The 14,326-nt window shown below is 58.5% G+C and carries 13 protein-coding genes; 10 read left to right on the forward strand and 3 right to left on the reverse strand.

From position 1 onward, the window contains the following. The first annotated feature begins 3 nt into the window (after positions 1–3). From AC2FFA_RS05655 to AC2FFA_RS05665, 3 genes are all read left to right on the forward strand, one after another. Entirely contained in the window at positions 4–534 is a 531-nt protein-coding gene (locus AC2FFA_RS05655) for a gamma-glutamylcyclotransferase (protein ID WP_496674190.1), read from the forward strand. A gap of 69 nt (positions 535–603) precedes the next feature. Further along, positions 604–1,782 (forward strand): biopolymer transporter ExbB, encoded by a 1,179-nt coding sequence (locus AC2FFA_RS05660; RefSeq protein ID WP_496850450.1) that lies wholly within the window; start codon positions 604–606, stop codon positions 1,780–1,782. 3 nt (positions 1,783–1,785) lie between these two features. Further along, positions 1,786–3,528 (forward strand): peptidoglycan -binding protein, encoded by a 1,743-nt coding sequence (locus AC2FFA_RS05665; protein WP_496850452.1) that lies wholly within the window; start codon positions 1,786–1,788, stop codon positions 3,526–3,528. Between the two features lie 49 nt (positions 3,529–3,577). Here the strand turns inward: AC2FFA_RS05665 and AC2FFA_RS05670 are convergent, their stop codons facing one another. The 3 genes from AC2FFA_RS05670 to gloB form a co-directional block, all read right to left on the reverse strand. Beyond that, positions 3,578–4,465 (reverse strand): YHYH protein, encoded by an 888-nt coding sequence (locus AC2FFA_RS05670; protein ID WP_496850454.1) that lies wholly within the window; start codon positions 4,463–4,465, stop codon positions 3,578–3,580. A 137-nt stretch (positions 4,466–4,602) separates the two neighbouring features. Beyond that, complete coding sequence (gene clpA / locus AC2FFA_RS05675) at positions 4,603–6,927, reverse strand: ATP-dependent Clp protease ATP-binding subunit ClpA (protein ID WP_496674200.1); 2,325 nt, start codon at positions 6,925–6,927, stop codon at positions 4,603–4,605. 174 nt (positions 6,928–7,101) lie between these two features. Beyond that, entirely contained in the window at positions 7,102–7,869 is a 768-nt protein-coding gene (gloB, locus tag AC2FFA_RS05680; protein ID WP_496850456.1) for a hydroxyacylglutathione hydrolase, read from the reverse strand. 61 nt (positions 7,870–7,930) lie between these two features. On the opposite strand from gloB, the gene AC2FFA_RS05685 reads away from it, so the two are divergent. The 7 genes from AC2FFA_RS05685 to AC2FFA_RS05715 all read left to right on the forward strand — a co-directional run bounded on the left by AC2FFA_RS05685 (position 7,931) and on the right by AC2FFA_RS05715 (position 14,292). Further along, positions 7,931–8,665 carry a class I SAM-dependent methyltransferase gene (locus AC2FFA_RS05685; RefSeq protein ID WP_117872983.1) on the forward strand — a complete coding sequence of 245 codons (735 nt, stop codon included), beginning with the start codon at positions 7,931–7,933 and terminating at the stop codon, positions 8,663–8,665. 302 nt (positions 8,666–8,967) lie between these two features. Then, positions 8,968–9,528: a F0F1 ATP synthase subunit delta gene (locus AC2FFA_RS05690; protein ID WP_299895526.1), complete on the forward strand. Its 561-nt coding sequence runs from the start codon at positions 8,968–8,970 to the stop codon at positions 9,526–9,528. After that, a complete protein-coding gene (gene atpA / locus AC2FFA_RS05695; RefSeq protein ID WP_117872491.1) occupies positions 9,529–11,067 on the forward strand; it encodes a F0F1 ATP synthase subunit alpha in 1,539 nt (512 codons plus the stop codon). A 15-nt stretch (positions 11,068–11,082) separates the two neighbouring features. Next, positions 11,083–11,958: a F0F1 ATP synthase subunit gamma gene (locus AC2FFA_RS05700; protein WP_170559037.1), complete on the forward strand. Its 876-nt coding sequence runs from the start codon at positions 11,083–11,085 to the stop codon at positions 11,956–11,958. A gap of 20 nt (positions 11,959–11,978) precedes the next feature. Beyond that, a complete protein-coding gene (atpD, locus tag AC2FFA_RS05705; protein ID WP_496850459.1) occupies positions 11,979–13,403 on the forward strand; it encodes a F0F1 ATP synthase subunit beta in 1,425 nt (474 codons plus the stop codon). 12 nt (positions 13,404–13,415) lie between these two features. Beyond that, a complete protein-coding gene (locus AC2FFA_RS05710) occupies positions 13,416–13,826 on the forward strand; it encodes a F0F1 ATP synthase subunit epsilon (RefSeq protein WP_496850461.1) in 411 nt (136 codons plus the stop codon). A 115-nt stretch (positions 13,827–13,941) separates the two neighbouring features. Beyond that, a complete protein-coding gene (locus AC2FFA_RS05715; protein WP_496850463.1) occupies positions 13,942–14,292 on the forward strand; it encodes an H-type lectin domain-containing protein in 351 nt (116 codons plus the stop codon). Positions 14,293–14,326 lie beyond the last annotated feature (34 nt).

Here is a 14,326-nt window from a genome sequence, read left to right on the forward strand (position 1 = left end):
GCAATGACGATGTGGGTTTTCGGATATGGATCGCTGCTGTGGAATCCGGGCTTTCCGGTGGCGCGCAGTGAACGCGCGACGCTGCACGGGTTTGCCCGGTCCTTTTGCATGAGTTCGATCCACCACCGCGGGACAGAGGAAAAACCCGGTCTGGTGCTGGCACTGGACGAACAGGAGAACGCGAGTTGCACGGGTTTGGCCCTTGCGGTCGAGGCGGGTCACGAAGACCGAACGCTGCAAGAGCTGCGCGAGCGCGAGTTGATTTCATCGGCTTATGTCGAACGTATGTTGGATGTGCATCTGGAAAGCGGAGACATCGAAAATGCCGTGACCTATGTGATCGATGCCGACCACGTCCAGTATTGCGGTGGGATGGCGTTGGAGGAACAGGCCCGGATCATCGCACATGCGGTCGGCGGGCGTGGTCCGAATGACGAATACCTCTACAACACTGCCGAACATCTGGCCGAGATCGGCCTGCGTGATCACGATCTTGAGTGGTTGGCGCAACGGGTCCGCAGTATCACCGCATAAACTCTTGGCGTCGCGAGCGGAATGTCGCTAGATTCGACGCAAAGCAGGCAAAAATCGGGAACCACGCGCATGGCGCAGGCACATCAGGGCGCGAGACCTCATTTCTCGCATCCAATTCGACAAATTCTGTTGATGTTGATGGCGATCGGCCTGTCCGGGCTGGGGGTGTTTCTGGCGCTTCCATACGTATTGCCGGTTTTTTATGCCAATCCGTATCTGAATGGCTTCATCCTGATTGTGTTCTTTATCGGCGTCTTCGCCTGTTTTTATCAGGTTACGCAGCTAATCGGGTCCGTGCGTTGGATCGAAGCCTTTGTTGGCGGTGTTGTTCGCGAAGATGCTCGAACACCACAGTTGCTGGCGCCTTTGGCTTCGCTGCTGCGCGAGCGAGGCGCGCGCTCGCAGATCAGCTCCACCTCTACCCGGTCCATTCTGGATTCCGTGGCAGAGCGGGTCGAAGAAGAACGGGAAATCACACGTTATATCACCAACGTGCTGATTTATCTGGGTCTACTGGGTACATTCTTTGGTCTGGCGACAACCGTTCCTGCCATTGTTGACACCATCCGCAGCCTGAACCCGCAGGAAGGCGAGGAGGGTCTGGCTGTTTTCAATCGCCTGATGACGGGGCTCGAGGTACAGCTGCAAGGAATGGGCGTCGCGTTCGGATCGTCTTTGCTGGGTCTGGCGGGGTCTCTTGTCGTTGGTCTGCTCGAGGTCTTTGCCGGGCACGGTCAGAACCGGTTCTATCGCGAACTAGAGGAGTGGCTGTCGTCGATCACCCGCGTTGGATTTGCAGGTGGCGAAGAGGGCGGGGCAGAGATCGCCGTACTGACCCCTGTGCTGGATGCCATGTCAGAGCAGATGGATGCGTTACAGCATCTGTTTGCGGCTCAGGAAAGTGAAAGGGCGGAGGTTTCGGCCAAATTAGGGCAACTGGTCGATGTCATCGGTGAGATGAACAATCGCCAGGCCAATACCGAAAGTGTCACTTCTGCTTTAGAACGTGTGGCGCTTGGGCAGGACGCCCTGTTGGATCACATGCGCGATCATGGCGCAGGCGATGGCATCGATGCCGAAAGCCGGATGCGCCTGCGCTCGATGGATGTGCAACTGCTACGTATTCTTGAAGAGATTTCGGCGGGTCGGCAGGAAAGCATGAACGAATTCCGCAAGGATATCGAGCTGCTGGTCAAAGCTCTGACCCTGCCGCGGGGTGCCGTGCGCACCACGCCGGAAGGAGAATAAGCCATGGCGCTGTCCCGCCGCACCGGACAACGATTCCAGGGCTCGGTCTGGCCCGGTTTCGTGGACGCGATGACGGGGCTGTTGATGGTGCTGACCTTCGTTTTGACCATCTTCATGGTAATTCAGTTCGTGTTGCGCGAAACCATCTCGGGGCAGGAAGACGAACTGACGACATTGGCAGACGAAGTTGCAGCGCTTGCGGGCGCGCTGGGTTTGGAAGAACGTGAAAACAGTCGCTTGCAGGCAAGGCTGGGTGCGTTGAACACGACACTGTCGCAGGCCGAAGACGATCTGGCGCAAGCGCAGTCACTGATCGCTTCGCTGAGTACCGAACGCGACCGTCAGGCCGCCGCGCTGGATCAGGCGCAGACCCGTATCACGAATTTCGAAGCACAGGTTGCCGCTCTGCTTGCCGAACAGGAACAGGCTTTGGGCGACATTGCCGCGCTTGAGACACAGCGCGAGCAATTGCTGACAGAGCAAGAGGCGCTGAACCTCGCCCTTGCACAAAGTCGGGACGAAATTGATGCGCAGACCGAAGCTGCCCGTTTGGCTGCCGCCCGCCGCGAGGCGCTGGAAGCACTGGTGGCCGATCTGGAGCAAAGCGGCGAAGAGCGTGCCGCGGAAATCACGGCCCTTGAACAGCGACTGAGCGATGAGGAAGCCGCCCGTCTGGCCGAAGCTGCTGCTGCTGAGGCATTGCGAAACCGCCTTCAGGATGCAGATGCCGAGCTGACGGCCATGACCCTGGCGCTGGAGTCGCAACGCAAAGAGGCCGAAGATACATTGACTCTTCTGGCTGCCGCGCAAGCCGCACGGGCCGAACTTGAGCGACAGTTCGGAGACGTAAACCCTGATGAATTGCGAGCCCAGCTTGAAGCCGCCTTTGAGGCGCAAACGCAAGCGCAGGCGGATGCTGATGAGCAACGCACTCTGGCCGAACAGAGGCAAGCTTTGCTGGCTCTGGCCGAGTCGACCTTGTCGGAGGAGAAAGAAATCTCTGCCGAGGCACAACGTGAGGCGGCCCTGCTGAACCAGCAGATTGCAGCCCTGCGCGGGCAGTTGGGGTCGTTGCAGGCTTTGCTGGACGATTTCGAAGACCGAAACGCTGCTGCCGAGGTGCAGATACAAACGCTGGGACAGGACCTGAACGCTGCATTGGCGCGGGCCGCATCTGAAGAACGCAGGCGGCGCTTGCTGGAAGAAGCGGAACGCCTGCGCATTGAGGCCGAGGCCGAGGCCCTGGCTGGCCAGAACGAAGAACTTGCCGCCCAGGCGGAAGACCTGCAACGCTATCGCTCGGAATTCTTCGGACGTCTGCGGGATGTCCTTGGCGAACAGGAAGGCGTGCGGATCGAAGGTGATCGCTTTGTGTTCTCGTCCGAAGTTTTGTTTCCGACGGGATCAGCGGTGCTGTCCGCAGAAGGGCGGCAGGAGGTTGCCAAGGTCGCCAATATCCTACGCAGTGTCGCCGCCGAAATCCCGCCTGGTCTGAATTGGGTGATCCGGGTCGACGGTCATACCGACAACGTTCCGCTGACTGGTTCGGGCCGATACCGGGACAATTGGGAACTCAGCCAAGGTCGCGCGTTGTCTGTTGTGCGCTATATGGTCGACGCGTTGGGCATTCCACCCAACCGCCTGGCGGCAAACGGGTTTGGTGAATTCCAGCCGGTCAACCCGGCTGACACACCCGAGGCACGGGCACAGAACCGCCGGATCGAGTTGAAACTCACGGAAAGATAGCAAAATCCTTGCTCTTGCCCGGGTAATCCGCGTGACTGGGGCAAACCGATTATCGTCTGCCGAAGCGAAAGCTTTGATCTGGTGTGCCCACGAAGCATCGGGGCACCACCGGGTAATCCTCGGTCAGAAAATACGCATAGGTTCCTGACGGGTATTCTGCTGAAACGGTAAAGGCGCCGTTGCATTGGTCCAAGTTGCCGTGACCCTGAACATAAGCGTAATCCTCGTTGAAGGTGCCGTCATGTCGCCCGTCCGGTGCATTGCCACCCGGACGGTTACCGGATTTCAGACGATAGGACGACGTCATTTCGGTCACTTTGCCCCCAACAACACCGGTCACAGCATAGATAGGGAAGCCATCTGCGGCGTAGCCGATCAACGGTGAGTGCTCGGACGGTGACCATCCCAGAAGTTCGACCTGCCCTGTCGGCACACCGTGATAGTGATACTTTCCGTTTGGCTGTACGTGGGCATGGTTGGCGTCCAGCCCCAAAGAAATGGCACCTCCCAACGCGTTGTAGGACCACCCGGAGCGGGGGTCGCCATGCCAGAACTCGGCCGCCAGCGGGTCAAACACAACCCCGTTGAGTGACACGCCAAAGTTCCACCCCATTTGCAACGGCGTGATTGCGCCTTTGGCAATTGGTTTCGCGGGCAATTTCAACCTAACCTTCTGCTGTTCGATCTGGTGCGGATTGCCTTGGTTTGGAAACGGACCGACCAGATGATCAGGAATGCCATTGCCCGTCACTTTGATTTTTCCGCTTCGTTCTTTCACCGAGGCGCTGCTTGTTCCGGGGTTTTCGGTTGCGGGCACCAACCTCAGCGGTTCTGCGGTCGTTTCGTCGTGATAGCGAAACCTGTGCTGTGCAGTTGCCACCGCAGCCACGGCGGAAAGGGCAAAGGCGGTGCCCCAAAAGATAGAAATTTTGTTCACGTGCCGACCCCTGTCTTGTGCTGATCATTAAAGATGACACGCAGCAGAAGCCTGGTTCCGTCGCTTTTTTGCTGCCAGAGCTGAAAAAGCCCGGCGATGGGGATCGCCGGGCTTTGAAAGAATGATCTGTTTTCGGGTCAGTCTGCCGTCAACAGAGGTGGTTTGTCTCCTGAAATGCGCCGTTGGTCCGGCCCAAGAATTTCAAGATCCAGTTCGCCCTTCTTGACCGAGACACGGACCACACCGCCCTTGGCAAGTTTGCCGAAAAGCAACTCCTCGGCCAGAGGCTTCTTGATGTGTTCCTGAATGACACGTCCCAGCGGGCGTGCACCCATCTTGTCGTCATATCCCTTGTCGGCCAGCCATTCGGCGGCTTTGGGCGTTAGATCGATGCTCACGCCGCGATCCAGCAGTTGCGCCTCAAGCTGTAGGACGAATTTCTCGACCACCTGCAAAATGACCTCTTTCGGCAGCGGTGCGAATGAGATCACGGCGTCCAGACGGTTCCGGAACTCCGGTGTGAACATGCGCTCGATCGCGGCCGTGTCTTCGCCTTCGCGCCGATCACGACCGAAGCCGATGGCGGCCTTGGCCTGCTCCTGCGCGCCCGCGTTCGAGGTCATGATCAGCACCACGTTGCGGAAGTTCACAGTGCGGCCGTTGTGATCGGTCAGCTCGCCATGGTCCATCACCTGCAACAGGATGTTGAACACGTCCGGGTGGGCCTTTTCGATCTCGTCCAGCAGCAATACGCAGTGCGGATGCTGGTCGACTCCGTCGGTCAGCAAACCACCCTGATCGAATCCGACATAGCCCGGAGGGGCACCGATCAGGCGACTGACCGCGTGCTTCTCCATGTATTCCGACATGTCGAACCGAAGAAGCTCCACACCCAGCGTATCCGCCAGCTGTTTCGCCACCTCGGTTTTACCGACCCCGGTAGGACCAGCGAACAGGTAGTTGCCGATCGGTTTCTCAGGTTCGCGCAGACCGGCACGGGCCAGTTTGATCGCGCTGGACAGCGCCTCGATGGCCAGGTTCTGGCCAAACACCACCCGTTTCAGCGATGCTTCGAGGTCTTTCAGCACCAACGCATCATCCTTAGTAACGTTTTTGGGTGGAATACGCGCGATCTTGGCGACAACCGCCTCGATCTCTTTGACACCGATGGTCTTGCGCCGCTTGCTTTCCGCGACCAGATGCTGCGCCGCGCCGGCCTCATCGATCACGTCGATGGCCTTGTCGGGCAGTTTGCGGTCGTTGATGTAACGCGCCGACAGCTCGACCGCCGTCTTGATGGCATCGGCGGTGTATTTAATGTCGTGATGTTCTTCGAAATAGGGCTTCAGCCCGCGCAATATCTTTACGCTGTCTTCCACCGAAGGCTCGTTCACGTCGATCTTCTGGAACCGGCGGCTCAGCGCGCGGTCCTTTTCGAAGTGTTGACGGAATTCCTTGTAGGTGGTCGAGCCCATGGTGCGCAGCTTGCCGCCCTGAAGCGCAGGCTTCAGCAGGTTCGAGGCATCCATCGCACCGCCCGAGGTTGCTCCGGCACCGATCACGGTATGGATCTCGTCGATGAACAGTACCGCGTCAGGGTGATCCTCCAACTCGGTTACAACTGCTTTCAGGCGTTCTTCGAAATCACCGCGATAGCGGGTTCCGGCCAGCAGCGCACCCATGTCCAGCGAATAGATCGTGGTGTTTGCCAGCACGTCAGGGGCTTCGCCACCGACGATCTTGTGCGCAAGGCCTTCTGCGATGGCGGTCTTGCCTACACCCGGATCACCCACCAGCAATGGGTTGTTCTTGCGGCGGCGGCACAGCACCTGGATGCAGCGTTCCACCTCATCCGAGCGTCCGATCAGCGGATCGACATCGCCAGCTCGAGCCTTTGCGTTCAGATCCACGCAGTATTTTCCAAGCGCGCTTTCTTTCTGTTCGGTCTCACCGGATGTGGTCTGGGCGTCTTCTTCCACCTGATCCGCACCGGATACCGATCGGCTTTCGCCGTAGGCCGGATCTTTGGCAACGCCATGCGCGATGAAATTGACCGCGTCGTAACGGGTCATGTCCTGTTCCTGAAGGAAATAGGCGGCATTGCTTTCGCGTTCGGCGAAAATGGCGACTAGTACGTTGGCGCCGGTCACTTCGGTCCGGCCCGAGCTTTGTACGTGGATCGCAGCGCGCTGAATGACGCGCTGGAACGCTGCAGTGGGTACGGCTTCGGACCCGTCGATATCTGTGACCAGATTCGAAAGGTCTTCGTCAATGAACTCCACCAAAGTGCTGCGCAATTCGTCCAGATCGACACTGCACGCCTTCATGACGCGTACTGCATCGGGTTCTTCCAAGAGCGCCAGCAGCAAATGCTCCAGCGTTGCGAATTCATGGCGCCGTTCATTCGCAGCCGCCAGGGCCGCGTGGATGGCTTGTTCCAATGTGCTCGAGAATGAAGGCACGCGGGTGCTCCTCTGTCTTGGGTCAGGAGGGGGCGGTTTCTTGGCCGGAACCCCATCCCAACCATGTCCTCATACTATTAGAGTTTGGTTGATCGTGGCCCGGCTTCAAGGGTTTTCTTTCACTTGACAGTCACATTTGTTGTGACCGTGGCCCCGAAGAAGGGGAAATAGGCATCAGAACCGGTCTTTTCTACCCCGAATTTCTGCAAAAACGGCCTCAGGGTCGGCTCCAACCATGCCCAATTTCGTCTGAATCGCCGGATCGGCGGTCCTCAGGAACGGATTTGTGGCCTTTTCCAGGGCCAGAATGGTAGGGACAGTGGCTTTTCCGGCAGCACGCGCGCGGTCGATGTCAGCAATGCGATCTTTTAAGGCTTGGTTGTCGGGATCGACGGTAATCGCGAATTTGGCGTTGGATTGTGTATATTCATGCCCTGAACAGACCAAAGTGTCGTCCGGCAGGGCGGCCAGCTTGTTCAGAGAGGCCCACATTTGTGCGGGCGTGCCCTCGAACAGGCGCCCACAACCCAGCGCCATCAGGCTGTCGGCGGTGAACACGGCAGAACTCTGCGGTATGAAGAATGCGATATGACCGTCCGTGTGCCCGGAAACGTCCAGAACCTGAACGGATTCGCCGCCAATCTCGAAACTGTCTCCCTCGGTGACCTGCTGATCCAGCGGCGGCAGGCGATTTGCGTCAGCAGCGGCCCCGATGATCTTTGCCGGCTGTTTGGCCAATATTTCCGCCAGCCCGTCTACATGATCCCAGTGGTGATGGGTCAACAGCACATGTGACAGTGTCCATCCCCGGTCATCCAGCGCCTTCAGGATCGGTCCGGCCTCGGGCGCGTCGATCAGGGCGGTCTGGCCAGTGACGGCGTCATGCGCCAGAAAGGCGTAATTGTCGCTCAGGCACGGGATTGTAACGATTTCAAGAGGCATGGCCTTTTGCCCTTTCATTGCTAGACTGCGCCCAGCTAAGCCGATTGACCGGATGTCCGCAATGCATCTTGATGTACAGGATCTGAGGAACTTCTATTACCGCAGCACACTGGGTCGTGCGGCGCAGGCGGCTATTCGCGGGCGTCTGATCGAGCTATGGCCCGAAGCAAAGGGCCAGACAGTGGCAGGATTCGGTTTCGCCGTGCCTTTGCTGCGCCCCTATCTGTCGGATGCGCGCCGGGTCATCGGGCTGATGCCGGGACCACAGGGCGTCATGCCTTGGCCGGCGGGGATGCCCAATGTCTCGGTCCTGACCGAAGAAACCCTCTGGCCAATCGAGACCGGCCACGTGGACAAGCTTGTGGTGATGCATGGGCTGGAAACGTCGGAACGGCCAAATCAGTTGCTTGACGAATGCTGGCGCGTGCTGGGCCCTGGTGGCCGGGCCGTCTTCATCGTTCCCAACCGGGCGGGTCTGTGGTCACGGTCGGACAAGACCCCGTTCGGGTTTGGACGCCCATACTCTGCAACTCAGCTGGAAAACCAGCTAAAGGAACATCACTTCCTGCCCGAGGCGCATTGTTCGGCTTTGTACATGCCTCCGTCATTTCGGCGATTCTGGTTGAAATCCGGCAGCCTGATCGAAAAGACCGGCCAGCGGATTCCGACGGTGATGGCAGGGGGGGTGCTGATGGTCGAAGTCAGCAAACATATTCGGCCGCCCAGCGGCAGCGTGACCAAGGATGCGGTCAAAAAACCGATCAAGGCGCTTGACGGTTTGCTAAAGCCCGCGTGACAATCGCGGGCTTTTCGGTGCGAAAAATAGAGGAAAAAAAGTCACAGGAATCGCAAAAACTTGCATATTCGTAACATTTTTCAACTGGACCAATGTGTTCAAACCGTCGCACTTGGCGTAAGTTCATGAAAAATAACAATTTGTGGATAAATCTGTTACCGCTATAGCGTATTGCTTGGTTGGTTCGGCTCTGCTACATCCCCGGTGATTTTGATCCCCGCCCTTCAAGGACGGGGTTTCTTCACGCCCCCGGGGTAGCTGCCGCACGCGAATTCGGGGCCCAAAGTATCGGAAGGGTGGACGTGTCCGAACCAGCTTCGATTTCCACTGGCATCGCCGAGCGCTATGCCACTGCGATCTTCGAGATCGCAAAAGAGAACAACGACCTTGCAGGTCTGGAATCCGGCATCAATGATCTGGCAGCAGCGCTGGGCGAAAGCGCCGAACTGCGCGACCTGATCGCCTCGCCGCTGGTTTCCCGTGCTGAACAGGAAAGCGCGATCACTGCAATCGCAGACAAGATGGGTCTGAACGCCATCCTGCGCAACACGCTGGGTCTGATGGCGCAGAAGCGCCGCCTGTTCGTCGTGCCGCAACTGCTGCAGGTTCTGCGCGACATGCTGGCCGAAGAGCGCGGCGAAGTGACCGCAGATGTTGCGTCGGCCAAGGCGTTGACCAAGACCCAACTGGAAAAACTGTCCAAGACGCTGTCCGAGCGCGTGGGCAAGACCGTGACTATCAATTCGACCGTGGATGAAAGCCTCATCGGCGGTCTTGTCGTTAAAGTGGGCTCGAAGATGATCGACAGTTCGATCCGTTCGAAGCTGAACTCCCTACAGAATGCAATGAAAGAGGTCGGATAAATGGGAATCCAAGCTGCAGAGATTTCTGCAATCCTGAAGGACCAGATCAAGAATTTTGGTCAGGAAGCCGAAGTGGCCGAGATCGGTCGCGTGCTGAGCGTCGGTGACGGGATTGCCCGTGTATACGGTCTGGACAATGTGCAAGCCGGTGAGATGGTCGAATTCCCCGGCGGCATCATGGGCATGGCGCTGAACCTGGAAAGCGACAACGTCGGTGTCGTTATCTTCGGGTCTGACCGCGACATCAAAGAAGGTGACACCGTCAAGCGCACCAACTCGATCGTGGACGTTCCGATCGGTGACGAGCTGCTGGGTCGCGTTGTAGACGGACTGGGCAACCCGCTGGACGGCAAGGGCCCGATCAACACAACCAAGCGCGGCGTTGCTGACGTTAAAGCACCGGGCATCATCCCGCGTAAATCGGTTCACGAGCCGATGGCAACCGGCCTGAAGTCGGTTGACGCGATGATCCCGATTGGCCGTGGCCAGCGTGAGCTGATCATTGGTGACCGCCAGACCGGTAAAACTGCCGTTGCTCTGGACGCGATCCTGAACCAGAAAACCTACAACGAAGCTGCTGGCGACGACGAGTCGAAGAAGCTGTATTGTGTTTATGTCGCGATCGGCCAAAAGCGTTCGACCGTTGCGCAGCTGGTGAAAAAACTGGAAGAATCCGGCGCGATTGAATACTCGATCGTCGTGGCCGCAACCGCGTCCGACCCGGCGCCGATGCAGTTCCTTGCACCCTATGCCGCAACTGCGATGGCTGAATACTTCCGTGACAATGGCCGCCACGCGCTGATCATCTATGATGACCTGTCGAAACAGGCTGTGTCCTATCGTCAGATGTCGCTGCTGCTGCGCCGTCCGCCCGGACGTGAAGCCTATCCTGGTGACGTATTCTATCTTCACTCTCGCCTGCTGGAGCGTTCGGCGAAGCTGAACGAGGACTTCGGCGCAGGTTCGCTGACTGCTTTGCCGGTCATCGAAACCCAGGGCGGTGACGTTTCTGCGTTTATTCCGACCAACGTGATCTCGATCACCGACGGTCAGATCTTTCTGGAAACCGAATTGTTCTATCAGGGTATCCGTCCTGCCGTGAACACCGGTCTGTCGGTTTCGCGTGTGGGCTCTTCGGCTCAGACCAACTCGATGAAGTCGGTTGCCGGCCCGGTGAAACTGGAACTTGCTCAGTACCGCGAAATGGCTGCCTTTGCACAGTTCGGTTCCGACCTTGACGCCGCGACCCAGCAGCTGCTGAACCGTGGCGCGCGTCTGACCGAGCTGATGAAACAGCCGCAGTACTCGCCGCTGACCAACGCGGAAATTGTCTGCGTCATCTTCGCTGGCACCAACGGCTATCTCGACAAGATCGAAGTATCGGACGTTGGCCGTTATGAGGCTGGCCTGCTGGCGCATCTGCGCGGCAAACACGCCGACCTGCTTGAATGGATCACTAACGACGATCCCAAGATCAAGGGCGATGCTTCCGACAGGATCAAGGCTGCGATTGACGAATACGCCGCAACCTTCGCTTAAGGGAGAGGCGGGCACATGCCAAATCTTAAGGATCTTAAAAACAGGATCGAGTCGGTCAAATCGACCCGCAAGATCACCAAGGCCATGCAGATGGTCGCGGCTGCAAAACTGCGCCGCGCCCAGGAATCTGCCGAAGCCTCGCGCCCCTATGCTGAGCGGTTCAATGCCGTAATGGCGGGGTTGGCGGCGTCGGTCGGGGGCAGCGACAGCGCCCCCAAGCTGCTCCGTGGTACGGGCAGTGATGATGTCCATCTGCTGGTTGTCATGACGGCTGAACGCGGCCTGTGCGGCGGCTTCAACTCGAGCATCGCCAAGCTGGCCCGCGTCAAAGCGGAAGAGCTGCGCCTGAAAGGCAAGACGGTCAAGGTTTTGACTGTCGGCAAAAAGGGCCGCGACGCGCTCAAACGTGATCTTGGCGATCTGTTCGTTGGACATGTCGATCTGAGCGAGGTCAAGCGTCTGGGTTACACCAACGCGCAGGACATCGCGAAGGACGTTCTGTCCCGCTTCGACGGGGGTGAGTTCGACGTTGCCACGATCTTCTACTCGAAGTTCGTTAACGTCGTGACCCAGATCCCGACGGCACAACAGGTCATCCCTGCCTCGTTCGAGGACACCGAGGGTGACGACAGCGGTGCCGTGTTCGACTACGAGCCCAGCGAAGAGGCCATTCTGGCCGACCTGCTGCCCAAGGGGGTTGCGACTGCAATCTTCTCGGCTCTGCTCGAAAACGGAGCCTCGGAACAGGGTGCACGTATGTCCGCGATGGACAACGCAACACGCAACGCGGGTGAGATGATCGACAAGCTGACGATCCAGTTCAACCGCTCGCGTCAGGCCGTGATCACCAACGAGCTGATTGAAATTATTTCCGGCGCCGAAGCGCTGTAGAGACAAACCGGAGACGAAACATGGCGAATGCAAAAGGCAAAGTCACACAGATCATCGGGGCCGTCGTCGACGTGCACTTCGAAGATCAGCTGCCTGAAATTCTGAACGCGCTGGAAACCACCAACAACGGCAAGCGCCTGGTGTTGGAAGTTGCTCAGCACCTGGGTGAAAACACTGTCCGCACTATCGCGATGGACGCGACCGAAGGTCTGGTCCGTGGCGAAGCTGTGACCGACATGGGCGCACCGATTTCGGTTCCCGTTGGTAACGCGACTCTGGGCCGTATCCTGAACGTTGTTGGTGACCCCATCGACGAAAAAGGCCCGGTTGAGGCAACTGAATCCCGTGCCATCCACCAGCCCGCACCGACCTTCGCAGAACAGTCGACCGAGTCGGAAGTTCTGGTAACCGGCATCAAGGTTGTTGACCTGCTGGCCCCTTACGCCAAAGGCGGTAAAATCGGCCTGTTCGGCGGCGCCGGCGTTGGCAAAACCGTTCTGATCATGGAACTGATCAACAACATCGCAAAAGTGCACTCGGGCTTTTCCGTGTTCGCGGGTGTTGGTGAACGGACCCGTGAAGGGAACGACCTGTACCACGAGATGATCGAATCGAACGTAATCAAGCCGGACAACCTGTCGGAAAGCCAAGTGGCCCTGGTTTACGGTCAGATGAACGAACCTCCCGGAGCGCGTGCGCGTGTTGCTCTGACCGGTCTGACTCTGGCCGAGCAGTTCCGCGACCAGTCCGGCACCGACGTTCTGTTCTTCGTCGACAACATCTTCCGCTTTACGCAGGCGGGTTCCGAGGTTTCGGCTCTGCTGGGTCGTATCCCGTCCGCTGTGGGCTACCAGCCGACGCTGGCCACCGACATGGGCGCCCTGCAGGAACGCATCACCTCGACCAAGTCGGGCTCGATCACGTCCGTGCAGGCGATCTACGTACCTGCGGACGACCTTACCGACCCCGCGCCGGCAACCTCGTTTGCTCACCTGGACGCGACGACCGTTCTTAACCGTGCGATCTCGGAAAAGGGTATCTACCCGGCTGTTGACCCGCTCGACTCGACCTCGCGCCTGCTTGACCCGGCCATCGTTGGTGAAGAGCACTACAAGGTTGCGACCGACGTTCAGCAGATCCTCCAGCGCTACAAGTCGCTGCAGGACATCATCGCCATCCTCGGCATGGACGAACTGTCGGAAGAGGACAAACTGACCGTGGCCCGTGCCCGTAAGATCGAACGCTTCATGTCGCAGCCGTTCGACGTGGCGCAGGTCTTCACCGGCTCGCCCGGCGTTCAGGTTCCTCTGGATGTCACCATCGCGTCGTTCAAGGCCGTTGTGGCTGGCGAATACGATCACCTGCCCGAGGCGGCCTTCCTGATGGTTGGCGGTATCGAGGACGTGATCGCCAAAGCGGAGAAGATGGCCGCAGAAGCCGCCTAAGGAGCACACCTGATGGCAAACACGATGCAATTCGACCTCGTCAGCCCCGAGCGGAGCCTCGCTTCGCTCAGCGTGACGGCGGTCCAGATTCCCGGCGCGGACGGGGACATGACGGCGATGCCCGATCATGCCCCCACCATCACCACGCTGCGCCCCGGTCTGCTAAAGGTTGAGGCACCCGAAGGGTCCAGCGAATACCTGGTCACCGGCGGGTTTGCCCAGATCAACGGCGATGGTCTTTCGGTTCTGGCCGAAAAGGCCATTCCGGTTTCCGAAGTGAACCGGTCGCATCTGGACGATCTGATCGCCGAAGCCCGCGCTTCGCACGAAGCGGCAAAGGCGGGTGATGATCAGACCATCGTCGACGACGCCGCCAAGCTGCTGGCCGATATGGAAGCCCTTGGAACGCATATGAGCCTGTAACGGGCCCACCTGTGAAAAATTTGAGCGGCCTCGCAATTGCGGGGCCGTTTTTTTGTCGTGCTTTTGCCGAAATGCCGGAGTAAGTTGCGGGAATTCAAGAATAATGATGATAAAAATGAAAAAATTCCTAACCCATCCCATTGGAATTGAGCAGGGTGAAGATGTCCTGTTTTCGGAATTTGCCGAAGGCGGCGAAATGTGGACCGGGCAGGGACCTCGTGAACGCCGCACACCCATTCGGTTCAAAGAAGCATTTCGAACCCCGCCCATGGTGCAGATCGGGATCTCGCTGTGGGATGTCGACACGTCTTCGGCGCTACGTGCCGAAGTTCAGGCCGAACATATCACAGCCGAGGGCTTTGACGCAGTATTTCGGACCTGGTCCGACACGCGGATAGCCCGCATCCGCGCAAGCTGGACAGCGATAGGAGAGGTGGCGCACCCGGACGACTGGAATATTTCCTGATCCGGGTTCGCCGTGTTTCCAGGCGTTTGAGCGA

Source organism: Ruegeria sp. YTSB088, from assembly GCF_059609825.1.